This is a genomic window from Kribbella turkmenica, from assembly GCF_004348725.1.
In the GTDB taxonomy this organism is placed as follows: Bacteria; Actinomycetota; Actinomycetes; order Propionibacteriales; family Kribbellaceae; genus Kribbella; species Kribbella turkmenica.
This window is the reverse complement of the sequence record NZ_SMKR01000120.1, coordinates 1-23,665: the sequence shown is the minus strand read 5'-3', so window position 1 is coordinate 23,665 and position 23,665 is coordinate 1. Positions and strand designations below refer to the sequence as shown.

At 69.0% G+C, this 23,665-nt stretch carries 23 protein-coding genes and 2 pseudogenes; 11 read left to right on the top strand and 14 right to left on the bottom strand.

Annotation, left to right across the window (positions count from 1 at the left end; all coding sequences use genetic code 11):
- The 5 genes and pseudogenes from E1218_RS24680 to E1218_RS24665 all read right to left on the bottom strand — a co-directional run.
- On the bottom strand, nt 1-407 hold a 407-nt coding region (locus tag E1218_RS24680; protein WP_407657631.1), incomplete at its 3' end, for a helix-turn-helix transcriptional regulator.
- Nucleotides 408-423: 16 nt separating this feature from the next.
- A pseudogene (locus tag E1218_RS38255) lies at nt 424-558 on the bottom strand (HTH domain-containing protein); the annotation flags it as partial.
- Between the two features lie 203 nt (nt 559-761).
- Nucleotides 762-2,759: an NAD-dependent DNA ligase LigA gene (gene ligA, locus E1218_RS24675; protein WP_132324102.1), complete on the bottom strand. Its 1,998-nt coding sequence runs from the start codon at nt 2,757-2,759 to the stop codon at nt 762-764.
- 75 nt (nt 2,760-2,834) lie between these two features.
- Nucleotides 2,835-3,863, bottom strand: a complete 1,029-nt coding sequence (locus tag E1218_RS24670) for a hypothetical protein (protein ID WP_132324100.1) — start codon at nt 3,861-3,863, stop codon at nt 2,835-2,837.
- A gap of 162 nt (nt 3,864-4,025) precedes the next feature.
- Nucleotides 4,026-4,709: a GAF and ANTAR domain-containing protein gene (locus E1218_RS24665; RefSeq protein ID WP_233712440.1), complete on the bottom strand. Its 684-nt coding sequence runs from the start codon at nt 4,707-4,709 to the stop codon at nt 4,026-4,028.
- Nucleotides 4,710-5,004: 295 nt separating this feature from the next.
- Between E1218_RS24665 and E1218_RS24660 the strand changes: the two genes are divergently transcribed.
- On the top strand, nt 5,005-6,057 hold the full coding sequence (locus E1218_RS24660) for a Gfo/Idh/MocA family protein (RefSeq protein WP_132324098.1): 1,053 nt from the start codon (nt 5,005-5,007) through the stop codon (nt 6,055-6,057).
- A 24-nt stretch (nt 6,058-6,081) separates the two neighbouring features.
- The gene (locus tag E1218_RS24655) at nt 6,082-6,426 is read left to right on the top strand and encodes a TraR/DksA family transcriptional regulator (protein WP_132324096.1); all 345 of its coding nucleotides are present in this window, start codon (nt 6,082-6,084) and stop codon (nt 6,424-6,426) included.
- Nucleotides 6,427-7,112: 686 nt separating this feature from the next.
- Here the strand turns inward: E1218_RS24655 and E1218_RS24650 are convergent.
- Complete coding sequence (locus tag E1218_RS24650; RefSeq protein WP_132324094.1) at nt 7,113-7,457, bottom strand: ArsR/SmtB family transcription factor; 345 nt, start codon at nt 7,455-7,457, stop codon at nt 7,113-7,115.
- A gap of 81 nt (nt 7,458-7,538) precedes the next feature.
- Between E1218_RS24650 and E1218_RS24645 the strand changes: the two genes are divergently transcribed.
- Complete coding sequence (locus tag E1218_RS24645) at nt 7,539-8,618, top strand: flavin-containing monooxygenase (RefSeq protein ID WP_132324092.1); 1,080 nt, start codon at nt 7,539-7,541, stop codon at nt 8,616-8,618.
- 316 nt (nt 8,619-8,934) lie between these two features.
- Here the strand turns inward: E1218_RS24645 and E1218_RS24640 are convergent, their stop codons facing one another.
- The 4 genes from E1218_RS24640 to E1218_RS24625 all read right to left on the bottom strand — a co-directional run bounded on the left by E1218_RS24640 (nt 8,935) and on the right by E1218_RS24625 (nt 14,152).
- A complete protein-coding gene (locus E1218_RS24640; RefSeq protein WP_132324090.1) occupies nt 8,935-11,109 on the bottom strand; it encodes a heavy metal translocating P-type ATPase in 2,175 nt (724 codons plus the stop codon).
- 181 nt (nt 11,110-11,290) lie between these two features.
- A complete protein-coding gene (locus E1218_RS24635) occupies nt 11,291-11,908 on the bottom strand; it encodes a DUF305 domain-containing protein (protein ID WP_132324088.1) in 618 nt (205 codons plus the stop codon).
- Between the two features lie 89 nt (nt 11,909-11,997).
- Nucleotides 11,998-12,519, bottom strand: coding sequence for a hypothetical protein (locus tag E1218_RS24630; protein WP_132324086.1), 522 nt, complete (start codon nt 12,517-12,519; stop codon nt 11,998-12,000).
- 172 nt (nt 12,520-12,691) lie between these two features.
- Nucleotides 12,692-14,152, bottom strand: coding sequence for an MFS transporter (locus tag E1218_RS24625; protein ID WP_132324084.1), 1,461 nt, complete (start codon nt 14,150-14,152; stop codon nt 12,692-12,694).
- A gap of 137 nt (nt 14,153-14,289) precedes the next feature.
- Between E1218_RS24625 and E1218_RS24620 the strand changes: the two genes are divergently transcribed.
- Together E1218_RS24620 and E1218_RS24615 are read left to right on the top strand one after the other, a co-directional pair.
- On the top strand, nt 14,290-14,622 hold the full coding sequence (locus E1218_RS24620) for a metal-sensitive transcriptional regulator (RefSeq protein ID WP_132324082.1): 333 nt from the start codon (nt 14,290-14,292) through the stop codon (nt 14,620-14,622).
- 592 nt (nt 14,623-15,214) lie between these two features.
- Entirely contained in the window at nt 15,215-15,925 is a 711-nt protein-coding gene (locus E1218_RS24615) for a GAF and ANTAR domain-containing protein (protein WP_407657630.1), read from the top strand.
- A 99-nt stretch (nt 15,926-16,024) separates the two neighbouring features.
- Here the strand turns inward: E1218_RS24615 and E1218_RS24610 are convergent, their stop codons facing one another.
- On the bottom strand, nt 16,025-16,783 hold the full coding sequence (locus E1218_RS24610; RefSeq protein WP_132324078.1) for a GAF and ANTAR domain-containing protein: 759 nt from the start codon (nt 16,781-16,783) through the stop codon (nt 16,025-16,027).
- A 347-nt stretch (nt 16,784-17,130) separates the two neighbouring features.
- Nucleotides 17,131-17,553, bottom strand: coding sequence for a low affinity iron permease family protein (locus E1218_RS24600; protein ID WP_233712439.1), 423 nt, complete (start codon nt 17,551-17,553; stop codon nt 17,131-17,133).
- 42 nt (nt 17,554-17,595) lie between these two features.
- Between E1218_RS24600 and E1218_RS24595 the strand changes: the two genes are divergently transcribed.
- The 3 genes from E1218_RS24595 to E1218_RS24585 all read left to right on the top strand — a co-directional run bounded on the left by E1218_RS24595 (nt 17,596) and on the right by E1218_RS24585 (nt 19,704).
- Nucleotides 17,596-18,489, top strand: coding sequence for an arsenate reductase/protein-tyrosine-phosphatase family protein (locus tag E1218_RS24595; protein WP_233712438.1), 894 nt, complete (start codon nt 17,596-17,598; stop codon nt 18,487-18,489).
- 67 nt (nt 18,490-18,556) lie between these two features.
- Entirely contained in the window at nt 18,557-19,306 is a 750-nt protein-coding gene (locus tag E1218_RS24590; RefSeq protein ID WP_132324074.1) for an MIP/aquaporin family protein, read from the top strand.
- A complete protein-coding gene (locus E1218_RS24585; RefSeq protein WP_202866168.1) occupies nt 19,303-19,704 on the top strand; it encodes an arsenate reductase ArsC in 402 nt (133 codons plus the stop codon). Before E1218_RS24590 ends, E1218_RS24585 begins: the two co-directional genes overlap by 4 nt.
- Here E1218_RS24585 and E1218_RS24580 read toward each other — a convergent pair whose 3' ends face one another.
- Nucleotides 19,705-20,748: an ArsO family NAD(P)H-dependent flavin-containing monooxygenase gene (locus E1218_RS24580; protein WP_132324072.1), complete on the bottom strand. Its 1,044-nt coding sequence runs from the start codon at nt 20,746-20,748 to the stop codon at nt 19,705-19,707.
- Nucleotides 20,749-20,756: 8 nt separating this feature from the next.
- Nucleotides 20,757-21,062: an ArsR/SmtB family transcription factor gene (locus E1218_RS24575; RefSeq protein WP_233712437.1), complete on the bottom strand. Its 306-nt coding sequence runs from the start codon at nt 21,060-21,062 to the stop codon at nt 20,757-20,759.
- Between the two features lie 176 nt (nt 21,063-21,238).
- Between E1218_RS24575 and E1218_RS24570 the strand changes: the two genes are divergently transcribed.
- The 3 genes and pseudogenes from E1218_RS24570 to E1218_RS24560 form a co-directional block, all read left to right on the top strand.
- The gene (locus tag E1218_RS24570) at nt 21,239-22,645 is read left to right on the top strand and encodes an FAD-dependent oxidoreductase (protein ID WP_132324068.1); all 1,407 of its coding nucleotides are present in this window, start codon (nt 21,239-21,241) and stop codon (nt 22,643-22,645) included.
- Nucleotides 22,646-22,881: 236 nt separating this feature from the next.
- The gene (locus E1218_RS24565; RefSeq protein WP_132324066.1) at nt 22,882-23,205 is read left to right on the top strand and encodes a hypothetical protein; all 324 of its coding nucleotides are present in this window, start codon (nt 22,882-22,884) and stop codon (nt 23,203-23,205) included.
- 135 nt (nt 23,206-23,340) lie between these two features.
- Nucleotides 23,341-23,665: pseudogene (locus E1218_RS24560) on the top strand (hypothetical protein); the annotation flags it as partial.

Below are 23,665 nucleotides of genomic sequence, written 5' to 3'. Positions count from 1 at the left end.
CACCAGGCCGTGAGGTACGAACCGTTCGGACCGACCACGACGTACTGCGGCTCGACCTCCCTGACCGTCTCCACGCCGCCGACGTCGATGTAGTGGATCCGGAGCACGCGATTGTCCCGGACGGCCTGCCAGACGATCGCGGCTACGCCGGCGTCCGGGTCGGGAACCGGCCGCACCAGCAGGCGGACCTTGTCCGCGGTGGTGCGGGCCTCGGCGAGCGCCCGTTCCGGCATCGCGGCCATGATCTTCTGCAACGCGCTGCGGGCGTCCTGCCGGAACATGACATGTTCGCTCCGGCTGAGCGCCACCGCGACCGCCGCCGCTTCGGCCGGCGTGAAGTTGAGCGGCGGCAGGCTCATCGACCGGTCGAGCGTGAAGCCGCCGCCGCGGCCCTGCTTCGTTGCCAACGGCACCGGCCTGGCCGAGGGCGCTCAGGTCGCGTTCGATCGTCCGCACACTGACCTCGAAGTGCGCGGCCAACTGCCGGGCGGTGCGCCCGACCCGCCCCGCCGCCCGCAACTCCTCCACGAGCGCGTACAGCCGGTCGATCCGGTTCATGGTCGCAGCGTAGATGCGACCACGGACAGTCTTGGCGGCCCGGCGGCGGTCCGATCAGCTCCGGGGGGCTCGTCGGGGTCGACGGGTACGGCGGCCGTCCGCGAACGGAACGGCGGGAACGTAGCACTCACCACGCCGTCGCGGCGTACCGGGCGTTGGACGAGCACACCACGCTTCAAGGCTCTCCTCAAGCCCTGAGTCACTCAGCGGGGGAGCAGATCGGCGGCCTGGAGTTGTTGCCAGATCTCGGACTGGTCGACGACGGTGACGCCGAGCTTCTCGGCCTTGGTGAGTTCGGACGCGCCGACATCGGCGCCGGTGATGAGCAGGTCGGTGCTTGCCGACACCGATGAGGCGATGGTTGCCCCGGCCTTCTCACACAGGCGCTGGAAGGCCGGGCGTGCCACCTTCTCACCGGAGCGTGGGTCGCTGATGGCGCCGGTCACGACCACGGTCTTGCCGGCCAGCGGCGCACCGGCCGCGACGACCGGCGGGAGGTCCTCCGCACGGACGTCGAGGGAGACACCGGCCGCGCGGAGCCGTTCGAGCTCGGGACGCAGTCGGATGAGGTGCTCGCTCAGTGAGGCGGCGACCTTCGGGCCGATGTCGTCCACGGCGACCAGCCCCTCGACACCCGCGTCGCCGACCTCTTCCAGGGAACCGAATCCCGCCCGGCACAGCCTGGCCGCGGTGCCTTCGGACGCCATCGGGATCGCGAGGCCGATCATCGCCCGGCGAAGGCCGACCTGGCGGCTCGCGTCGATCGACTCGATCATCCGGGCGGCCGAGACCTCGCCGATGCGGTCGAACTCAAGCAGCCCTTCCTTGGTCAGCCGGTAGAAGTCCGACGGGTTCTCCAGGATCCCGGCCTCGGCCAGTCGCTCGATCCAGACGCCACCGATCGCGTCGATGTCCGCCGCCGCCCGGGATGCCCAGTGGATCAGGCGCCGTACGGTCTGGGCGGGGCAGGAGACGTTGGTGCAGAAGAGTTCCCGGCTGTTGCCCTGCTCGGTCAGTGGTTGCCCGCACGACGGGCAGGCCGACGGCGGCACGATGTCGCGCTCGGCGCCCGTGCGCCTGGACGCGTCGAGTACGCCGGCCACGAACGGGATCACGTCGCCCGCCCGGCGGACCAGGACCGTGTCGCCGATCTTGATGTCGCGGGCGCGGATCACCTCCTGGTTGGCGAGTGTCGCGCGGGTGACCGTCGTACCGCCGACGAAGACCGGCTCGAGCCAGGCGACCGGCGCGATCTTGCCGGTCTTGCCGACGTCCCAGACCACGTCGGCCAGCAGGGTGGTCTTCTCCTCGGCGGCGAACTTGTACGCCAGGGCGCCGCGCGGCGAGCTGGACCGGGTGCCCGCGGCGGCGAACGCGTCGCGGTCGGCGAGCCGCAGTACGGCGCCGTCGAGGTCGTAGTCCAGGTCGTTGCGTTGCCGCTCGATCGTGGTGATCACCGCCTGCGCTGCGGCGGCGTCGTCACAGTGCCGCATCTCGGCGACGGTGAATCCCATGTCCTGCAGGGCGCGCTCGAGATCCGCGTCGGCGTCGTCGGAGTCGCTGAGCAGGTCGAAGGCGAGGAACTGCAGGCGTCGCTCGGCGACCGTGGCCGGATCCTTGGCGCGCAGGGTGCCGGCGGCTGCGCCCCTCGGGTTGATCAGCGGTTTGTCCGGGTGGGCGGCGTTGTAGGCGGCGAAGGTCGAACGCGGCATGACCGCCTCGCCACGAACCTCCACCCGGTCCGGTACGCCGACCCGGTCCGGCACCCCGTCGGCGAGGGCCCGCACGAGTGGGGTCACGTCGTCGCCGGTCCGCCCGTCGCCGCGGGTGATCGCCCGCACGAGCCGCCCGTTCTCGTAGACCAGGGCCAGCGACAAGCCGTCGAGCTTCGGCATGACGACCACCGACTGGCCGGGAAAACGGGCGAAGAAGGCCTCGACCTGCTCGGGCCGGGTCGACTTCTCCAGCGACAGCATCGGCCGCGAGTGCCGCACAGGCGCGTGCAGCACCGCCGGCGCACCGACCTGGTCCAACGGATTCGGGTCAGGCGCCAGCTCCGGGTTGGCCTCGATCAGCCCCCGCAGCTCGTCCTCGACCGCGTCGTACTCCGCATCAGCCACCACCGGCGAACCCCGGTAGTACGCGTCCCGCAACACGACGACGCGATCCGCCAGCTCCTGAATCCGCTCCCCGACATCCACGCCCCGGACACTACCTGCGCCACCGGACAAAACGCGCCTGCCCACCGGGAGTGCCGGTGGGCAGGCGCGTGGTGGTTACCTGCAGGCGTAGACGATCGGCTCGAGTTGGCCCGAGCTGACGTCGTACCCGGCGGCGGTCCACTTGCTGGTGCGCTCGAAGATGTGCTCGAGGATGGTGCCCTCGGGGAAGGTGATCTTCGCGCCGTTGCGCTTGATGATCATCGACGGATAGTCGCCGAGCGGTCCGAAGGAGCCGGCGGTGACCGCGTCGCGGGTGCTGTTGAGGTCGGTGACGCTGTCCTCGAGCTTCACGATCCGGTCGTTCCGGGTGTTCCAGAGCAGGCCGGTGCGGTCGTCGATGTCGGTGTCCCCGCCGGCGATCCAGCGGCCCTCGATGTCGCGTGCCCACACAGGCTGGTCGCCGGCTCCGCCCAGCCGGGCCGGCTCGGCGTCAGCGGACCGCCAGAGGTAGCTGGTCTGCCCGTCCTCGGGACGGTTGAGCCGCCCGATGACCAGGCCTTCGTCCGAGATGTCGTCCATGGCGTAGACGGACAGGCCGCTCGGAACGGTCAGCAACCGCGGCTGACCGCCCGACGGCCACACGAACGGAACCTGTTCTCCCGTGGTCTCGTCCAGCACGGTGCCGAGGATGTCCCGGTTCGCGTTCATCGCGGTGAGCTGGGAGAGCTGCAGATTCCCGGGCAGCTCGAGAATCCGGTACGAGTCGGTCTCGGCCGAGTAGATCCAGTGGTCGGTCTTGGTGAGGCTGTAGGTGCTGCCGAGAACGAATCCACCCGCGACCACCGAGTAGGCGAACGACTCACCCTCCGGCTGCGACGCCAGCCACCGAGGTACGCCGTGCACCCAGAGCACGGCGTTGCCGTGCATGCGACCCTCCCGGTTCGCCTCGCCGAGGATGAAACGCCCGGACGGATCGGCCGAGGCCGCTCTGCTCGATCCGGGCATCGAGTCGGCCGGCAGTGGCAGAGCGTGTTTGGTACAGGTCGCGCGGACGGTGGGCCCGGCGGCTGCGGCCTGGGCGGCCGGCAGCGTTGTGACAAGGAGCGTGGCGGTGGCCGTGACGGCGGCCAGCTGTCGAATCATGGTTCCCCCAGACGAGATGGTGACGACCCCCCAGAGGGTCACCGTGCGAGATCAGACGCGCGCCCTCCGGTGAAAGTTCGGCACGTTGTCGGGGGAGTGGCCCTCACCGAGCCGCGACGAAGATGCACCAGCACGCCGGCCGGAGGATCGAGGCCTGGCGTGTCAGTGCGGCAGCCGGCGGGTGTCGATGAGTTCTTGGGCGACGTCGCGCAGTTTGCGGTTGTGCTGCTGCGAGTAGCGCTTGAGCACTTCGAACGCGTGGCCGCCGTCCAGGTCGTAGCGCTCCATCAGGATGCCCATCGCCTGGCCGACCAGTTTGCGGGCGTCGATGGCCCGGGCCATGGTCGCCTCCTGGCGTGCGTTCGCGATCGCGACGGTCGCGTGCCGGGCGAGGATGTGCGCGACCGCCAGATCGTCGGCGTCGAACGCGTGCGGGCGGTCGCTGAAGAGACTCAGCACCGCTGTCACCCGGGCGCCCACGATCAGTGGCAGGTGGACGACCGTACGGATGTCCTCGGCGCGGGCCTGCGCGATCCATGCCGCCGGCCACCGCGTGTCCGTCGCCACGTCGTCGATCACCACCGTGCTCTCCTTCCGGATCGCGGCGATCACCGGGCCTTCGTCCGCCTCCACCTGCAGGTGATACAACTTCGCGATCCGGGGATCGGTCGAGGCAAGCACCTGCGGATGCCGCCCGCTCACCATCAACACCCCGGCGCAGGTGCAGTGCAACGCGTGCAGCGCGAACTCCACGACCGCGTCGGCGGTCTCCTCCACCCCGCCGACGTCGTGCAACTCCGTCGCCAACCGAGCGAACTCGTCAGCGACCGCCCGACGATCCACCACGCGCCGTCCCCCTACCCCAGAACCGATCTGTCGGCCGCACGCCACCATCATCCACCCAGAACCGACGGCGGCGAAGGCCGTCGTCCCGCCGAGTCGGCGCGATCGGTGGCGGTTGCGCCGCTACCAAGCCGGAAGAGGAGGAAGCCGTCACCCGGAAGCTCCGGCACGGACCGGGTCAGCTGAACTGCCTCACGTTGCCCGGCAGGACAGCGCGACTCGCACCGGATGGTAAGCGCTTGCCAACCTGGCGTAGGGTGGGTGACAGTCGAAGCGACGCCGAGTCGGAGGAGTACGGGTGACTTCCACGCAAGCTGTCAGGTTCGCCGCCGTCGGGCTTGACCACGCGCATATCTTTGGCCAGATCGCGGGCCTTGTCGGGGCCGGTGCGGAGTTCGCCGGGATGGCGACGGACGATCCGTCGACCGCGATCGCGCAGCGGGTCCGGGAGCGGTATCCGGAGGTTCCGGTGGCCGCGAGTCCGGACGAGCTGATCAACCAGGACGGGATCGACCTGATCGTGACCGCCGCCGTACCGGATCGGCGCGGGCCGATCGCGGTCGCGGCGTTGCGGGCCGGCAAGGACGTGGTGGCCGACAAGCCCGGCTGTGTCACGGTCGATCAGCTGGAGGAGATCGAGAAGGCGGTCAGCCAGAGCGGGCGGTTCTGGTCGGTGACGTTCTCCGAGCGGTTCGAGGTGCCCAGCGTGATCAAGGCGGGCGAACTGGTCCGCGCGGGCAAGATCGGGACCGTCGTACAGACTCTCGGCATCGGCCCGCACCGGGTCGGCGACCGCGCCCACCTCGCCGGCGGTGACGGCCGCCCGGACTGGTTCTACGACAAGAACCGGTACGGCGGCATCCTCACCGACATCGCCTCCCACCAGATCGACCAGTTCCTCTGGTTCACCGGTGCCCGGACCGCCGAGGTCGTGACCAGCACGGTCGGCAACTTCGCCAACCCCGACGAGCCCGGCCTGCAGGACTTCGGCGAGATCCTGCTGCGCAGCGACAACGCCCAGGGCTACATTCGGGTCGACTGGTACACCCCGGCCGGCCTGCCCACCTGGGGCGACGGCCGCCTGACGATCCTCGGCACCGACGGTTACATCGAGCTCCGCAAGTACGTCGACATCGCCGGCCGCGACGGCGGCGACCACCTCTTCCTGGTCAACCAGGAAGGCACGCAGTACATCGACTGCGCCCAGGTCAAGACCACCTACTACACCGACCTGGTCCGCGACGTCCGGGAACGAACCACCTCCGCCGCCCCGCAGGAGCACACCTTCGAAACCATGCGCCTCGCCTTGACCGCCCAGCAGCAGGCAACGGTCCGCGGCGCGGCGCGATGAGCTAGCGTCATGGACGATTGACGGATGGACACGGCTCGCGAGCTGCTAACGGCGCAACGACAACAAGCGCTCCGCCGGCTCGCGAGCCTGACCGACGACTTCGACGACGTCGTCGCAGCCTCACGAGACGCCAACGCCGACGACGAGCACGACCCCGAGGGCGCAACGATCGCCTTCGAGAGATCCCAGGTCACCGCCCTGACCCAGCAGATCCGTACCCAGCTGGCGGAGATCGACGCCGCCCTCGGCCGCCTGGCAGCCGGCACCTACGGCCTCTGCGAGCGGTGCGGACAACCCATCGCCGCTGCCCGCCTCGAGGCAAGACCAACAGCCCGCACCTGTATCACCTGCGCTTCCGCAGCAGGCTGAGCTGTCGCACCCATGCGGTCCAGCACCACCCCACCATTGCTCAGCGCAACCAATCACCTGGCTGATGACCAACAGCAAGCGAACGCGTCTGGACCATGCCGAGTGCTGGATCCAGCCGGGAGCGCTCGCGGCGCAGATCCATGTCGGTCGCGTGGGAACTGCGGACGAGGTTGCCGCCTCGGACCGAAAGCCCTCGTCATCGCCGAGGACGTCGTCGGCGAGGCTGAAGAAGAGTTCGGTGAAGGCGATCCAGATTCCAGTGACCGGGAACCGCGTCAAGTATGTGGCATTCAACGCCGCGGACCGCGCTGCCGCTGAACGCGCAGTACCGGGTTGGTTGACGAAGGGCTTGTCACCGCGGCCGAGGCGAATCCTGACGCTTCCGTCGGTTCCTCCGCAAGTGAGGTCAGGAGCCGGAGTTTCGCCGCCACGCAGATGAGCTGCGCCGCCATGAAAGCCACCGCCCAGCCCTACCTCGAGCAGCGCGGGTCACAACGCCTGACCCGCAGCAGTGAGGGTTGCTGCGGCGGCAGCGGGCTGCACCAGACCGGTTGACCTAGGGCTGGACCACACCGTTGAGGAGCTGCGCTGACAGCATGCCCTGCCGGACGGTTGCCGCTATGAGCTGATATGGGACGGCTACCGTCACTGGTCAAGCGCCCGGGGCCCCGAGTTCGGCGACGCTGTCAGCAACAGCTTCGGAGGTAGGCCTGTAGGTCGGCCAGGGCCGCCGCGCTGCCTTCTTTGTCGGCGCGATACAGCACGGCCTTGCCCTCGCGGCGGGACGTGACGACTCGGGCGCGCCGGAGCAGGTCGAGCTGCTGGGATGCGGTCGACTGGCCGATGCCGGCCTGTTCGGCGACCTCGTTGACCGACAGTTCGGCGCCGCGGGCGAACAGCAGCATGATGCGTTGGCGAGTCGGGCTGGCCAATGCCTTGAGGAAGTCGTGAGTCGCCGCGGCGAGCTCTACCGGCTCCGCTGCACCGCACGACGGCGTGTCTACGGCTGGCGTGGCCTGCTGTGTCGCCATGAACAGTTCTCCCTCCGCTCGGAACAACTGTAACTTGTATCGTGATTTCGTCATATCACGATAAGTAGATAGGTTATGGTCATGTCCAACATCACCCAACCCGTTGTGATCATCGGCGGCGGCCAGTCCGGCCTGGCCGCGGCTCGTGCCGCCCGTGATGCCGGCCTGCGGGCCTTGGTCCTGGAGGCCGGCGGCAGCCCGGTCGGATCATGGCCCAAGTACTACGACAGCCTCAGGTTGTTCTCTCCCTCGCAGTACAGCGCGATGCCGGGAGCCCTGTTCGGCGGCGATCCGGAGGATTACCCGACCCGCGACGATGTAGTGGCCTATCTGCAGAGGTATGCCGAAGGTCTCGGCGTGGAGATCCGGACCAACACCCGCGTCGCGGCCGTGGAAACCCACGGCGCCGGATTCGTCGTGCACACCGAGGGCGGCGACAGCCTCACCGCGGGCGGTGTCGTGGCCGCGAGTGGGTCGTTCTCCAATCCTTACCTGCCGGCGCTGCCCGGCCGCGAGGCTTTCACCGGCCAGGTGCTGCATGCTGCGGCATATCGCAATCCCGAGCCGTATGCCGGGCGGCGAGTGGTGATCGTGGGGGGCGGGAACTCCGCAGTCCAGATTGGCTACGAGCTTGGTCGGTTCGCCAAGGTGACTCTGGCGACCCGTGCGCCGTTGATGTTCCTGCCGCAGCGGATCCGCGGTAAGGACCTGCACTACTGGTTGGGGACGCTGGGCTTCGATGACCTGCCGCCGGCCTGGCTGGCCCCGCTGATCACCGGCGTCCCCGTTCTCGATGACGGCGTCTACAGCAAGGCTGAGGCCAACGGGGTCTTCGATCGCCGCGAGATGTTCACAGCGTTCGACGGCGACCAGATCGTGTGGGCCGACGGCGCACGCGAACCGGTCGACGCGGTGTTGTTCGCCACCGGATACGGGCCAAGCCTGGGATACCTCAGCGGCCTTGGCGCTTTGGATCCGAACGGAATGCCGCTGCACACTGGAGGCATCTCACTCACCCACCCTGGCCTGGTGTACGTCGGGTTGGAGTTCCAGCGGTCGTTCTCGTCGAACACCCTGCGGGGCGTGCACCGCGACGCCGACTACGTCGTCGGTCCGCTGGCAGCGCATGCCGGCGGCGCCGCCAACGTGCTGGGCGCCTGAGCAGCCCGGCTCCCGGTGCCTGCGGCCACCGCGACATTCCAGGAGGATGCCGGCGGCAATGCAGGCTCCGGCGCCGGAACAGCCCGCCGACAGAGTTCCGCCGGCGATGACCGGCATGGCGCTCGCCCAGCAGTCGAGCAACTGCCGGTCAACGGGCCCTGCCGGGTGGGAGCCGCTGATCCCGGTGACGGTGTAGGTCGTGACGGTCGTGTCCTCAGCGGTCGCGGAGGCGGTCTCGCTCTTGACGGTGCTGCAGTTGCATTCGGTGCACGTAAGGGTTCCTTTCTGAATCGATCGGTGTGGTTCGGTCTGTGCGTCAGCGGTCCGGTGTCAGGCGGACCCGGCGCAGCAGTTGGGCGTTGGCCGCGACGACGATGGTCGATGCCGACATCAGGACTGCCCCGACGGCGGGGCTGAGGCTGATCCCTGCCCAGGCCAACGCTCCGGCGGCGAGTGGGATCGCGACGACGTTGTAGCCGGCGGCCCAGGCGAGGTTTTGGGTCATCTTGCGGTACGACGCCTTGGACAGTCGGATGACGCCGGTGACGCCGCGTGGATCGGAGGAGGCGAGCACGACGCCGGCTGACTCGATGGCCACGTCGGTGCCGGCGCCGATCGCGATGCCGACGTCGGCGCGGGCCAGGGCGGGTGCGTCGTTGACGCCGTCGCCGACCATCGCCACTGTCAGGCCCCGGGCCTGCAGTTCGCTGACTGCCTTGTCCTTGTCGGCCGGCAGCACCTCGGCGAACACCTCGTCGACGCCGTCGCGGAAGCCGAGGTCGGCGGCGACCGCGCGGGCGACGGGTTCGGCGTCCCCGGTGATCATGACGATCTTGCCGACGCCTGCTGCGCGGAGCTGTTCGACGGCCTGGCGGCCCTCGGGCCGTACTTCGTCCTCGAGCGCGATCGCTCCGGCGGCGACCGAGGTGGAACCGTCGACGCGCAGCAGGTAGAGCACCGCGGCCCCACGGCCGGACCACTCCTCGGCGCGTTCCCGCAGGACGCTCGGCACGGTTGCTTCCAGTTCCCGCAGCAACGCGGGCCCGCCGACCGCGTAGCGGGCGCCGTCGACTGTGGCCTGCACGCCGCGGCCGGTGAGTGAGGTGAAGTCGCTGGCTTTGGCGCGGTCGCGCTGGTCGGCGGCGGTGACGATCGCCCGAGCGAGCGGGTGCTCGCTGTCGGCCTCGACCGCGCCGGCGATGCGCAGGACCTCGTTCTCGTCGATCCCGTCGCCGGCGACACCGGTGACGACGTGTTCGCCCTTGGTCAGAGTGCCGGTCTTGTCGAACAGCACCGCGTTCACGGTCCGCATCCGCTCCAGCGCCAGCCGGTCCTTGACCAGGATGCCGGCCTTCGCGGCGACCGCCGTCGACAGCGCGATCACCAGCGGGATCGCCAGCCCGAGGGCATGGGGGCAGGCGATGACCAAGACGGTCACGGTCCGGACGACGGACTCGTCGAGGGTGCCGAAGGCCCACCAGGAGAGGAAAGTGACCACCGCGGCCGCGGTGGCGATGTAGAAGAGCATCGCGGCGAACCGGTCGGCCAGCACCTGAGCGCGTCCGCTGGACTGTTGCGCCTCGCTCACCAGCCGCTGGATCCCTGCCAGCGCGGTGTCCTCACCGACCGCGTCCACGCGAACCCGGATCGCCGAATCGGTCGCCACGGTCCCGGCGACCACGCGGTCGCCGACAGCCCGCGACACCGGCCGGGACTCACCGGTGATCATCGACTCGTCCAGCTCCGCCACGCCCTCGACGATCTCGCCGTCGGCCGGCACCCGCGCGCCTGACCTGACCAGGACGACGTCACCAACGCGCAGCTCCGAGACCGAAACGGACTCGACACCGTCGTCGGTGATTCGCTCGGCGTCGTCGGGCAGAAGCGCGGCTAGGGCGGCGAGCGCGCCCTGGGCCTGGCCGATGGCCTTCATTTCCTGCCAGTGGCCGAGCAGCATGATCGTGACCAGCGCCGCGAGCTCCCACCAGAAGTCCAGGTCGAACGCGCCCGAACTGGTGGCCAGCGACGCGACGTAGGCAACGGTGATCGCCATCGAGATCAGCAGCATCATGCCCGGCGCCCGGTCGCGCGCCTCCCGGACGCCACCGACCAGGAACGGCCAGCCGCCGTAGAAGAACACGAACGTGCCGAGCACCGGTCCGACCCAGGTCATCGCGGGGAAGTCCAGGGTGTAGCCGAACCAGTCCATCACCATGTGGCTGGTGACAACGATCGGCAAGGTCAGCAGCAGACTCAGCCAGAACTTCTGCCGGAACATCTCCGGGTCGTGCCCAGCGTGCTTGTCATGCCCACCGTGACCGCCGTGGCCGGCGTGTCGGCTGTGGTCCCCGTGCCCGGCTGATTGACCGTGGGAGACATGTTCACTCCGGCCGGTGTGCTCGATCGCGGTTCCGGTCTGAGCCGGGTGCGCCTCGTGGTGTTCGTCGCCAGGGTGCTGGTGATCCTGGCCTTGTCGGGTGGCCTTCACCATGATCATTCCTCTCAGCGTCCGTTGACGGTGCGGTGCGGCCGACAAGCCGCTGCCTCACACTCCGAACAATATACCCCATAGGGGTATTCCGTAGAGATGGAGATCTCTTCGGCTCGGTTATGGCCGGTAACGGCAGGCGTCGGCGAGCGGCCCGGCGCCTGCCGTCCAGAGGTCGGCAGGGTCAGCCGATGGGGAGGCGGCCGAGCAGCCGCTGCATGGTGGCAATCTCGCGGTTCTGGTCGGTCTCGATCTTCTTGGCCAGCGCGATCGCCTCGGCGTTCTTGCCGTTGGTCTGCTCGGACTTGGCCATGGTGACGGCGCCCTTGTGATGCTCGATCATCATCTGGGTCCACATGCGGTCGAACATCGACCCCTTCGCGTCGCCGAGCTCGGACAGTTCGTCCTCGGTCATCATGCCGGGCATCTCGTGGGAGCCGTGGTCGCCGTGAGACGGCGTCGGCACGGGCTTGCCCCAGCTGGTCAGCCAACTCGACAGGGCCTTGATCTCGGGATCCTGGGCGGCCTTGATAGCGGTGGCGAGCTTCTTCACCTCGGCCGTGGTCGCCATGTACCCGGCCATGTGGGCCATCTGCACGGCCTGCTGGTGGTGCGGGATCATCTGGGTCGCGAACGTGACGTCGGCGTCGTTGAAGTCCCGGGCCGGCGCGGTCGAAGTGGTTTCACTGTCGGAGGGTGCGCCGTGGCTCATGCCAGGCATGGAGCCGCAGGCGGTCAGGGTGAGGCTGCCCAGCACGATCAGGGTCGTCGGGGCAGCGGTTTTCCACAGGTGGTGTCGCATGGTTGTGTCCTTGTCGTTCGAAGCGCGGTTTGCGGGACCCCGGGGTGCGCGCGGAAGCGGCCCAGGCCCGGTTTTGGGCAGGGGTCGGCCTAGGTCCGCAGAACGCAGAGTTTCGACAAGGTCGGCCGGCGCCACGGCGGTGACGGGCCGTCGGCGATCACCAGGGCCGCAGTGCGAGCCAGTTGGAGCGGATGCGCGGCGGTGCGGCTGCGCCGAGCGAGGGCGACGATGAGCGCGAGCAGGATCGCGGCGAGCATGGCCAGGCACACGTCGCCCATCGCGTGCAGGTGCCCGTCGCGGCCCGGCTCGACGGTCAGCGCCGATCGTGGTGGCAGCGGGCTGGAGTGAACCGGCGGTGACGCCGGGCGACTGCCCGCGGCACTCATCGAGTGCTCCGCATCGGGCGCTGCCTGCTCGAGACGGCCTGGGGGGTGCGCTACGGCGGCCCCGGCGGGGTCGTGCGCGACCGTTGCTGGGCTCTGGTGGGCGATGGCCATGGCGGCGTCGTGGTTACCGGTCAGGCCGTGCATGGTCAGGACGCCGGCCAGCAGCAACACGGCGATCAGGGCCCTGGCGGACCCGGCTCGTACGCGGAGATGCTGGCTGTTCATCGATCCAAGCCTAGTCAGTTCGTTGCCACGGGCGGTTCAGGGTCGGGTCATGGCTCCAGGTGTCGCGGCGCGATCGCGGCCAGTGCCCCGCCCCGACCACTCTCGAGTGCGATCCGGAGCTGCCGTTCCCCAGGGCCACCAAGCCGCGGCCCTGGGGACGTAGAGCGGGAGATCAACGGCTCGCCGGCACCTCGGTGGAACCCGAGACGGCCGGGTCACCGGTCTCCGGGGCCGCCGGGGGAGCGCTGCGCAGAGAGATCGCCGCCAGCACCGCACCGGCGGCCGCGATCACGGCCGCCCCGACGAAGGCCGCGGAGTAGCCATCGGTGAGCGAGGTCAGGTCACCGAGGCGGTCTGCGCCGTTGGCGGCGGCGACCGCGGTCATCGCCGCCAGGCCGAGCGCGGAGCCGATCTGATAGCTGGTGTTCACGATCCCCGACGCCAGGCCGCCTTCCTCCGGGCGCGCCGAGGACAGGGCGATGCCCAGGCTGGGGATGAACGCCAGCGACATTCCGGCCGCCGCGATGAGTGACGCGGGCAGGACGTCGGTCCAGAACGATCCGTCGGAGCGGATCAGTGACAGCCCGGCCAGACCGGCGGTGAGGATCGCCATGCCGGTGACCAGCGTCTTCTTCGCGCCGATCGCGGCGATCGCCTTCGGTGCGACCACGATCATGCCGAGCATGATGAACGTCGTCATCGGCAGCAGCGCCGACCCGCTCGGGAACGCGCTCAGGCCGAGGACCTGCTGCAGGTACAGGTTCAGGAAGAACCACATCGGCACCCACGCCGCCCCCAGCAGCAACTGCGCCACGTTGGCCGCCGCCAGGTTCGGTGCGGTGAAGATCCCCAGCCGCATCAACGGCTGCTGACGACCAGCCTGGACCGCGACGAACACCACCAGCAGCGCCACCGCTGCCGCGCCGACCAGCAGGGTCGAGGCGTCGGTCCAGCCGACCTCCGGCGCGCGCACGATCGCGTACACCCCGGCGCCCAGCCCCAGCGTGACCGTCAGAGCACCCACGAAATCGATCGAACCGCGCCGCGCCGGCGCTTGCGGCATCAACGCCGGAATCGCGATCAGCGCCACCAGCGCAATCGGGACATTCAGGAAGAACACCCACGGCCACGACAGGTACTCGGTGATCACACCACCGAGGAACACCCCGGCCGTGCCACCGGCCGGAGCGGCCGCGCCGTACAGTGCGATCGCCTTGGTGAGCTCGCGCGGATTGCTCCCGAACAACGTCATCAGCAACGTCAGCGCGGCCGGCGCGATCAGCGCCGCCCCGACGCCCTGGACCGCACGGCCCGTCAGCTCCGCCCCGACGCCGCCGGCGAACCCGGCCACCAGCGAACCGATCAGCAGAACCGCCCAGCCGGCCGCGAACACCCGCCTGGCTCCCAGCAGGTCCGACAACCGCCCGCCAAGCAGCAGCAACCCGCCGAACGCCACCACGTAGGCGTTGAACACCCAGGACAAGTCGCCCGGGCTGAACCCGAGATCGGTCTGCATCTTCGGCAACGCCACGCCGATGATCGACGTGTCCATGATGACCATGAACTGCGCCGCGGCGATCAGACCGAGCGCCCACCAGCGCCTCGTGGACACCGGTGCTTCCATCTGACTCATTGTTACTCCCTACTGGTATGGGGTATTAATCGGCCCCGCGCGCCTCCCAGGGTGATCCAGGGAGTCGATTCGATACCATAGGGGGGTACCCTATTAATTGCAAGCATTGGCGGGATCTCGTCGGAGATCGACCGGTAATGTGCGCTGCAAGGTCAGGAAGGGAAGTGGTGGGCGTGGCCCAGCAGGCACGGCACGGTTACATCGGCGACAAAGACGCCTACCTTCGCCGGCTGAAGCGGATCGAAGGACAGGCTCGGGGCCTGCAAGGGATGGTCGCGGACGAGAAGTACTGCATCGACATCCTCACCCAGGTCTCGGCCATGACCAAAGCACTGGAATCCGTCGCGCTGGGGTTGCTCGACGACCACCTGGCGCACTGCGTGGTCGATGCGGCAGCCGCCGGCGGACCGGAGGCCGACCGCAAGCTCAAGGAAGCATCCGAGGCGATCGCGCGCCTGGTCCGCTCGTGACGCTCACCGCCGCCGCTGCGTTGGTGTTGCAGTGGTGGGGGTTCGGAGAGCGGGACCTGGTTCGGTTGGGGAGCCACCCGAGCGGGTGTGTCTGGGTGTGGCCGGTTCCTGCAGCGCAGGGCCGGCGAGCGTGAGGACAACTGCAGCCGTCGAGGGGCTGCGGGTGAGGTTGGGGGTGCGTGTGGTTCGTCCGTGGGTGGATCGCACATCGCTGGCACGACGGGCGCTTGTTCGGTGGCACCGGCCGATCATCGAGCCGCGGCGCCGGCTGTGCCAGTTGGCTCTCGGCCTCGGCGCGACGCTGCCGCAGATGGTTCGGTGACTTCTCCGCGGCGGCCGCCTCTCCGAGCCAGGCGCTGTCCTGCGCCTCCGCCAAGCGTGCTTCGGCACTGGAGGTCATCTCCTCGATCCGCGACACCTCGGCGGGGTCGACGTTGCCGGACCGACTTGAACGCCGAGCGCGGCTTCCGGCCACCGACAGGTCGAGCGAGCGGCTAAGTGCGGCGGCTTGGCATGATGGGGTGTCATGATGGACGGAACAGATCACACCGGTCCGCGGGGTGCTCAGAACGAGTCAACGTTGGAGGCCGGGTTGCCCACGATCGATCCAGCCGGTGAAGAGGCTGCTGCAGCCTTCGCCCGCCTGGCCGTGGAACTGCACGACGCCGACGGCCTGGACGAGACTGTGGAGGCGGTCGTCCAGTTCGCGCTGCAGGCCCTCAGCTGCAGCTACGCCGGCGTCACGCTCTACTCCCACGGAGCCAGGCCGGAGGTCGCGGCGGTGACCGACTCGGTGGTCGGCGACGTCTACAACCTGCAGATCGATGCCGGGGCCGGGCCCCTGATGGAGGCGCTGCGCAACCAGAACACAGTGCTGATCCGCGACACCGGCACTGATGACCGCTGGCCGGACTGGGCCGAGAAGGTCGCCGGTCTCGGAGTCCGTAGTGTGCTGGACGTTCCGCTGGCAGTAGGCTCCGGCGGACGCTCCGTCGGGGTGCTCGGGCTGTACAGTCCTGACCTCGACGCCTTTGATGCCGACGACGAAGCGATCGCACACATCCTGGCGCGGCATGCCTCGGTCGCGGTGGCGACCGCGCGGCAGGAAGAGACCATGGCCCGGGCGGTCGACGCGCGCAAGCTCGTCGGTCAGGCGATGGGAATCCTGATGGAGCGCTACGGCCTGGACGAGGATCGTGCGTTCGCCATCCTGAAGCGGTATTCCCAGGACACCAACACCAAACTGCGCGACGTTGCCCAGCAACTCGTCGACACGCGCAGGCTGCCCCGCCCGAATCAGTGACGGAGCAGCTTGCCGTCGGCGCGTCTGTCTAGCGGCCGTTGACCTCCCAGGCAGCGGTGGTGCGAGGACTGGTCACCCGCCATGGGCCGGCGGCATCACTCAACCCGGCAGCTTGCGGGTGTCGACGAGTTGCTGAGCGACGTCCCGGAGCTTCGTGTTGGATTGCTGGGAGTACCGTCTCAGGACGGCGAACGCCCGGTCGCCGTCCAGGTTGTACCGTTCCATCAGGATCCCCATCGCCTGACCGACGAGCTTGCGCGCGTCGACCGCCTGGGCCATGTTCTCCTCGTGGCGCGCGGTCGCCACCGCGACCGACGCATGACGTGCCAGGATGTGCGCGATCGCCTCGTCATCGGCGCTGAACGCGTCCGGCACCACGCTGTACAGGCCGAGTACTCCGACACTGCGTGCCGAAGTCGTCAACGGTACGTCGAGCACACTCCGTACGCCGAGCGACAACACCTTGGCCGACCAGTCCGGCCAGCGCGTTTCCACCGCGGTGTCGCGGATCAGCAACGTCTCGTGGTCGCGCATCGACTTGATCAACGGCCCGACCCCGCCGGCCATCTGCCAGTGGTAGATCTCGGCGACCATCGGGTCCGTCGCCGCGGGAACCTCCGGTCGGCCACGCACCGCCAGGGCGACGCCGGCATGCGAGCAGTTCAGCGCCTGGAGAGCGAACTGCACCACCGCGTCCACCGTCTCGTGGACACTGGGGGAGCCGTGCAACCAGACGGCGAGCCGGGCGAAGACATCAGCGGTCTCCGCCGGCCCTCGATCATGGCTACTTGGCGTGGGGAGACGAAGTACCTGTTCGTGCCGCTGTTCGGGTGTGAATTCAGGCAACGACGCGGTCATGCGGCCGGACGCCTGCTTGTCCGGGCCCGGCTGGAGACGCCGCGCGTGGTGGCCTCAGCGTCTCGTTCGTCGCCGGACGGCGCCCTCGGCCCAGGGCACACCGGACCCGAACGCAACGGACCCCCGCCCAGCCTTCGCAGTTTCCACTGCTTCTCGTCGTAATCGTAGTACGTGTCGACGCCGCCGACTGTCATCGGTCCTCCGGTCAGGACGAATCACCTCTTGGCTGCTGACTGTCCAACAGACCGGTGACGGCAAGTTTGCCACTTCGCTGAGTACTGCACCAGTACCCCGACGTGGCGTCCGCGTGGCGAGACAGTGAACGCAGTGCGTTCGTGGCGCTGCGGTCAGGAGCTCTCGCGGTCTTCGAGCCCGACCGCCTGGCGTAGCTCGCGGGTAGCGTCCTGCAGCTGTCGGGCATCCTCCGACTGCCGCTCGTCCATCAGCGCCGCGAGCGCGGCGGCGAGCGCGTTCAGCTTGTCCTGTACGGCGCCGTCGGCCCGCGTCTGCGAGTTCTGCAGCAGCGCCACCATGAGGAAGGTGACGATCGTGGTCGCGGTGTTGATGATCAGCTGCCAGGTGTCCACGCTCCCGATCAGGAAGTACGACGGCGCCCACAGCAGCACCAGCAGAACACAGAAGGCGAAGAACCACGCGCGCGAGAAGAATCGCGACGCAGCCCCGGCGAAGCGGTCGAAGAACCCCAGCCGAGCCGAAACGTCGGACGGCATGTGTGCGGCTTCGGCCTCCGTCGTCACTGTGTTCGTCATGGTTCGCCTCTCCGCGCACCGTCGTGTAGCTCACCCCAACCGGTGCCCTCGGCGTCGAAATTCATGCACCAGGATGATCACTCAGCGCAACCGGCAACCGGCAACCGGCAACCGGCAACAGGCGCCGGTCCCGCGGACCGGTTCAGGCGCGTTGCGGTTCTCAAGGTGCCGGTTGATCTCGTCGACATCTGGCGCTCGCCGTTGACAGGAGACAATCGCTCAGTAAATATTGAGGCAATGAACGTTGAGCGGACCTCCTTGGTGGAGCGGGCACGGGTGCATGCGGCGCTCGGGGATCCGGCTCGGTTGGCGATCGTGGAGGCGCTGGCGATCGGTGACGCGGCGCCAGGGGAGTTGGCGGCGTTGCTGCAGATGCCGACGAATCTGGTGGCGCACCATCTGAAGGTCCTGCAGGACGCCGGCGTGGTGATGCGCGGGAGGTCCGAAGGTGATCACCGCCGGACCTACGTGCGTCTGGTGCCGGAGACGTTGGCTTTGGTAGCCGGCCCGTCGGTGCATGACGTGCCGCGGGTGGTCTTCGTGTGCACGCACAACTCGGCCCGGTCGCAGTTGGCGGCGGCGATCTGGACGCGGCGCAGTCACGTGCCGGCGGTGTCGGCGGGGACTCGGCCGGCGGAGCGGGTGCATCCGCGGGCGGTGAAGGCGGCGCGTCGGCGCGGACTGGATCCCGGGAGCTGGCGGACCGCTCGGGTGAGTGACGTGGTCGAGCCGGATGACTTGGTGATCGCGGTGTGCGACATCGCGTACGAACAGCTGCCGGCCGAAAGCCGGCCGCGGGTGCACTGGTCGGTGCCCGATCCGGCACCGACGAACACGGATGCGGCATTCGAGGCCGCCTACGACGAGATCGCCGGCCGCATCGATCGGCTGGCGCCAATGGTTGCAGCGAGCAAGGGAAAGGGGAGCGGAGCATGACCGAAGTCGCCGGCTGTCACCGGGAGGGCCTGTCCGACGAGCTCGACGTACCCGCTGTGAGCGGCGAGTGAACACGACTCCGCTGTGGCGACGAGTAGTGGCCGAGGGCATCGGAACCGGACTGCTGGTCACCGTGGTGGTCGGCTCGGGGATCGCGGCGGCCAGGTTGTCCCCGGACGATGCCGGGCTGCAACTGCTGGAGAACGCGTTCGCGACCGCACTGGGGCTCGCGGTATTGATCCTGATGCTCGGTCCAGTGTCGGGCGCACACTTCAACCCGGTGGTCTCAGGTGTCGACTGGTGGATCGGTCGTAGGGCGGGCACTGGCCTGACCGGGCGTGACCTCGGCGCGTACGTGCCGGCGCAGCTCGTCGGCGCGGTGCTGGGCGCCGTCCTGGCGAATCTGATGTACGGCGGGGCCGCGGTGTCGTGGTCGACGACTGACCGGAGCTCCGGGGCCCTGTGGCTGGGTGAAGTGGTCGCGACGGCCGGGCTGATCATGGTGGTCTTCGCGCTGGCCGCATCCGGCCGTGCGACCCTGGCGCCGGCCGCGGTCGGGGCCTATGTCGGGTCGGCGTACTGGTTCACGTCGTCGACCTCGTTCGCCAATCCGGCGGTCACGATCGGACGGGCGTTCAGCGACACCTTCGCCGGAATCGCCCCGGCGTCCCTGTCCGGCTTCGTGGTCGCGCAGATCCTCGGCGCCGCAGTCGGACTGGGCTTGCTGACCCTGTTGTACCCGAAAGCCGGTCGCGCTGCTGACGAAGTCGTCACCCGGCGGATCGACATCCCTGCGAGTGATGGAGTGTTCAAGTGAGCAAGCCGAGTGTCCTGTTCGTCTGTGTCCACAACGCCGGCCGGTCCCAGATGGCCGCGGGCTGGTTGCGGCACCTTGCGGGCGACACCGTCGAGGTCCGGTCGGCCGGATCTGCGCCCCGCGACCAGATCAATCCGGTTGCCGTGGAGGCGATGGCTGAGGTCGGTATCGACATCACCGGTGCGGTGCCGCAACTGCTGGAGACCGAGGCGGTGCAGGACAGCGACGTCATCGTGACGATGGGATGTGGCGACGCGTGCCCGATCTTTCCAGGCAAGCGCTACGAGGACTGGGAGCTCACCGACCCGGCAGGTCAGCCGATCGAGGTCGTCCGCCAGGTCCGCGACCAGATCCGCGAGCGGGTGGAGAAGCTTGTCGGAGAACTGCAAGCTTCCTGATCAGAGTTTGGTGACCAGGTCACGGGCTGTCCGGCCGGCACCGATCAGTGTGGCCGAGGCCGGACCGGTCCAGTCGCCGTAGCCGATCAGGTGCAGGCGTGGTTCCTGGATCGCCTGCGTGCCGTCGGTCCGCATCCGCCCGTCCGGTCCGCGCAGGCCGAGAGATGTGAGATGACCGAGAGCCGGGCGGAAGCCCGTGCACCAGATGATCGTGTCGACTGACGACTCGCTGCCGTCGCGCCAACGCACGCCGTGTTCGACCAGGCGGGCGAACGGTCCCCGGGCGCGGAGTACGTTGCGGTCACGAGCCGCCCGCACACTGTCGACCATCACGATGTCGCCGAGCCCGGCAACGCCGCCGGTGTCCGGACCGCCCAGCCGGCGCGCTCGGTACCGACGCGTCGCGAGCTCGAACAACACCCGTCCGTCGACGTCGTCAGGCAAGAAGCGTGGCGGGCGGAGGGTTACCCAGATGGTGCCCGCGACCTGTGAGACCTCGGCGAGGATCTGCGCGGCCGAGTTGCCGCCGCCGACGATCAGCACCCGCTGACCAGCGAAGTCGGAGGCGTGGCGGTAGTCGGCCGTGTGCAGTTGCCGGCCGGCGAACGATCCCGGGTACGCCGGAACGAACGGCCTCGTCCAGGTCCCGGTCGCTGAGACGACGTGTTCCGCAAGCCAGTCACCGCGACCGGTGTGAACCTCCAGCAGTCCGCGATGGCCGCGGATCACCGATCGCACCGCGACGGAGCGCCGTACGGCGAGCCCGTAGCGCTGTTCGTACCGAGTCAGGTAGTCGACGACATGAGCCGCCAACGGATAGCCGGAGTCGCCGGTCCAGGGGGGCATCATCCACCCGGGCAGCGAGGAGTACTGCGTGGGGGAGAAGGTCCGTAGGGTCGGCCACATCCGTGCCCAGGCCCCGCCCGGCTCCGCGGCGGCGTCGAGGATCACGAAGTCCTTGTCCGGTACCAGCCCGGAGCGCTGTAGGTAGAAGCCTGTCGCGAGGCCTGCTTGCCCACCGCCGATGACGACGACGCCCGTCATCCGGCAGTTCAGACCGTGGTGCCTGCCGGTACCGACAGGAGTGTCGACAGCCAGGTCAGCCGTTCGGGGCGGGGCCAGTAGTAGACCCAGGTGCCGCGGCGCTCGCAGTCGACCAGGCCCGCCTCGCGGAGCACCTTGAGGTGGTGCGAGATCGTCGGCCCGGAGACGTCGAACCGCGGAGTGATGTCGCAGACGCAGACCTCGTCACCGGCCGAGGCGATGATCGACATCAGCCGCAACCGAACCGGGTCGGCAAGCGCCTTGAACACCGCCGCGCCCTCGACCGCCCCGGCGTTGTCGAGCGCCGCGTCCATGATCGGAACGCAGCAACCGCCGCCGACGGGCTCTAGGGGTAGCTGCTTTGACATACGTCTATCTTGACTTACGTCTAATCAGGAGGCAAGGTGGGGTTTGTTGATTAGATGATCATCAACTCAGACAGCCTCGGGGTGGTTTGGTTTCGCCCTGCACAGAATGTTGGAGAGTAGCAATGAGCGTTTCATCGAAAGACCTGCCGGTCGTGGTCGTCGGCGCTGGACCGGTGGGCCTTGCGGCCGCTGCGCAGCTGGCCGAGCGCGGGCTGGAGTTCGCCGTTCTGGAGGCGGGCTCGAGTGTGGCCGCGGCGGTCGACGAATGGCGGCATGTCAGGCTGTTCAGCCCCTGGCGTTACGACATCGACGGTGCCGCGCGACGCCTGCTGGAGCGGACCGACTGGATCGAGCCGAACCTCGACGACCTGCCCACCGGTGGCGACCTGATCGACGCCTACCTCGCACCGCTGGCCAAGACGCCGCAACTGGCGGACCGGATCCAGTACGGCGCCGAGGTGACCGCGGTGACCCGGGTCGGTTTCGACCGCGTCCGCACCGCGGGTCGCGAGGAAGCGCCCTTCCTGGTGCGTCTGGCCGACGGTCAAGAGGTGCTCGCCAGTGCCGTGATCGACGCGGCCGGGACCTGGCGCCGGCCGAGCGTCCTGGGCGGTTCGGGGATCCCGGCCCGGGGTGAGGCTGAGGCGGCCGACTCGATCTGGTCGGCGTTGCCGGACGTTCTGGTGCGCGACCGTGAACGCTTCGCTGGTCGCCGTACGGCGGTCGTCGGGGCCGGCCACTCGGCGGCGACAACGCTGCTCGAACTGGGCGAGCTGGCCGCGCAGGAGCCGGGTACCGAGGTCTTCTGGGTGGTTCGCGGTGCGGATCAGGCTCGCACCTACGGCGGCGGCGGGGCTGACGAGTTGCCCGCCCGGGGTGCTCTCGGCAGCCGGTTGAAGCGGCTGGTGCGGAGCGGCCCTGTCGAGCTGGTGAGCAGCTTCCGGATCGAGTCCATCGCCCGTACGGCGGACGGCCGGATCGAGCTGGCCGCGGGAGAGCGCCGCGTCGTCGTGGACACGGTGGTCAACTCGACGGGCTTCCGGCCGGACCACGACATGGTGGGCGAGCTGCGACTCGACCTCGACCCGATCCTCGGTTCCACGCGGGCGCTCGCGCCGCTGATCGATCCGAACAAGCACTCCTGCGGGACGGTTCCGCCGCACGGCGTCGACGAGCTCGAGCACCCCGAGCCGGGGTACTACGCGGTGGGCGCGAAGTCGTACGGCCGCGCGCCGACCTTCCTGCTGGCGACCGGCTACGAGCAGGCGCGTTCCGTGGTCGCCGCGCTCGCGGGTGACTGGGAGGCCGCGCGGGCCGTGCAGCTGAACCTGCCCGAGACCGGGGTGTGCTCGTCGAACGTCGCCTACGGCGACGCGGCGGACGAGTCCGCGGGCGGATGCTGCGGCCCGGCGCCGCAGGCAGCCGGCATCGAAGCTCCGGTCGGCCGAGGCCTGGCAACCGGGGTCAGCGGTGGTCTCCTGACGGTCGTCGAGACGAAGCCGACCAGTCAGTCCAGCTGCTGCGGCTGACGAGGGCCAAGTGTCTCGCGTGGATCAGGATTCGTGCCACGTCATCGGCGCCGCGGGACACTCCTCGCAGGGTGTTCGACGAGAACGATCGCGCTGACAAGGACGGCGCGTCCGCGGCCTTGTCCGACCTCCAGCTATCTCCAGAGCTGCTGCTGAGCAGCACGTGTCGCGGGGCAGTCGTTTCGTGCCGGATGCCCCGGGGCACCCGGCAAGGATCAGCTGTAAGGGAGACAGTGATGACTTTGCCGTTGCCTGAGTACGACAACCTTCCGCTGGGGTCGTTGATGACGCGGATCAGGTCGCTGGACAGCGATCGGCTGGCCGAGCTGATCGCGTACGAGCAGGCGCACGCACACCGAACCGCGGTCCTGGAGCTGCTTCGGCACCGGAGTGAGGAACTCGAGCGAGGTGCTGAGCCGACCGGAGGCGATCCCGCTGCCTTCAAGCCGGAAACCGCATCCACCCCCTCGCCCGGCTCCAAGGTCGGCCCGACGGACGGACCCGCGCTGAATCCACCGGCGCACGGCGACCCCACCAACCCGTCCCAGCCTCGCGACTGACACCGCCCCCCGCCTTTGACGCCGGTCGACGCCGGTCACAGAGGACCGCCCGGCTCGGGACGATTTCCATCGTTGCACAACCCGGTCGGCCGACATAGCCTGCGCAGTATCGAGCGCAGATGGGAAGGACCTGGAATGACCAGCACTGTCGGCAGAGCGTCCACCTCGTTCGACCTGCGGGCTGATGTCGAGGCGCTGCATCGCGACGGCATCACCGCACTGCAAGGGGCCTTCTCCCGCGAGTGGGCCGAGCAGATGCGCGAGGACATGATGGACGCGTTCTGGTCGGCGATCCAACGGCCTGGTGGCGCCATCGGCCGCGGCCCGCGCCGGTGGTACGTCGAAGTCCACCCGCAGGACATCACCGGCTTCGTCGAGCTGGTGACCCATCCATGGGTCACCAGGATCTGCGAGGCGGTGCTGGGCCCTGAGTACGAGATCGTCGAGATCGGTTTCGACG

Bases quoted from the DNA above. Each gene is read 5' to 3' on its own strand.
- E1218_RS24670 (WP_132324100.1), bottom strand. From the start codon at position 3,863: ATGATTCGACAGCTGGCCGCCGTCACGGCCACCGCCACGCTCCTTGTC.
- E1218_RS24655 (WP_132324096.1), top strand. From the start codon at position 6,082: ATGGACACGGCTCGCGAGCTGCTAACGGCGCAACGACAACAAGCGCTC.
- E1218_RS24650 (WP_132324094.1), bottom strand. From the start codon at position 7,457: ATGGCGACACAGCAGGCCACGCCAGCCGTAGACACGCCGTCGTGCGGT.
- E1218_RS24645 (WP_132324092.1), top strand. From the start codon at position 7,539: ATGTCCAACATCACCCAACCCGTTGTGATCATCGGCGGCGGCCAGTCC.
- E1218_RS24640 (WP_132324090.1), bottom strand. From the start codon at position 11,109: ATGGTGAAGGCCACCCGACAAGGCCAGGATCACCAGCACCCTGGCGAC.
- E1218_RS24635 (WP_132324088.1), bottom strand. From the start codon at position 11,908: ATGCGACACCACCTGTGGAAAACCGCTGCCCCGACGACCCTGATCGTG.
- E1218_RS24630 (WP_132324086.1), bottom strand. From the start codon at position 12,519: ATGAACAGCCAGCATCTCCGCGTACGAGCCGGGTCCGCCAGGGCCCTG.
- E1218_RS24625 (WP_132324084.1), bottom strand. From the start codon at position 14,152: ATGAGTCAGATGGAAGCACCGGTGTCCACGAGGCGCTGGTGGGCGCTC.
- E1218_RS24620 (WP_132324082.1), top strand. From the start codon at position 14,290: ATGTGCGCTGCAAGGTCAGGAAGGGAAGTGGTGGGCGTGGCCCAGCAG.
- E1218_RS24610 (WP_132324078.1), bottom strand. From the start codon at position 16,783: ATGACCGCGTCGTTGCCTGAATTCACACCCGAACAGCGGCACGAACAG.
- E1218_RS24600 (WP_233712439.1), bottom strand. From the start codon at position 17,553: ATGACGAACACAGTGACGACGGAGGCCGAAGCCGCACACATGCCGTCC.
- E1218_RS24580 (WP_132324072.1), bottom strand. From the start codon at position 20,748: ATGACGGGCGTCGTCGTCATCGGCGGTGGGCAAGCAGGCCTCGCGACA.
- E1218_RS24575 (WP_233712437.1), bottom strand. From the start codon at position 21,062: ATGGACGCGGCGCTCGACAACGCCGGGGCGGTCGAGGGCGCGGCGGTG.
- E1218_RS24570 (WP_132324068.1), top strand. From the start codon at position 21,239: ATGAGCGTTTCATCGAAAGACCTGCCGGTCGTGGTCGTCGGCGCTGGA.
- E1218_RS24565 (WP_132324066.1), top strand. From the start codon at position 22,882: ATGACTTTGCCGTTGCCTGAGTACGACAACCTTCCGCTGGGGTCGTTG.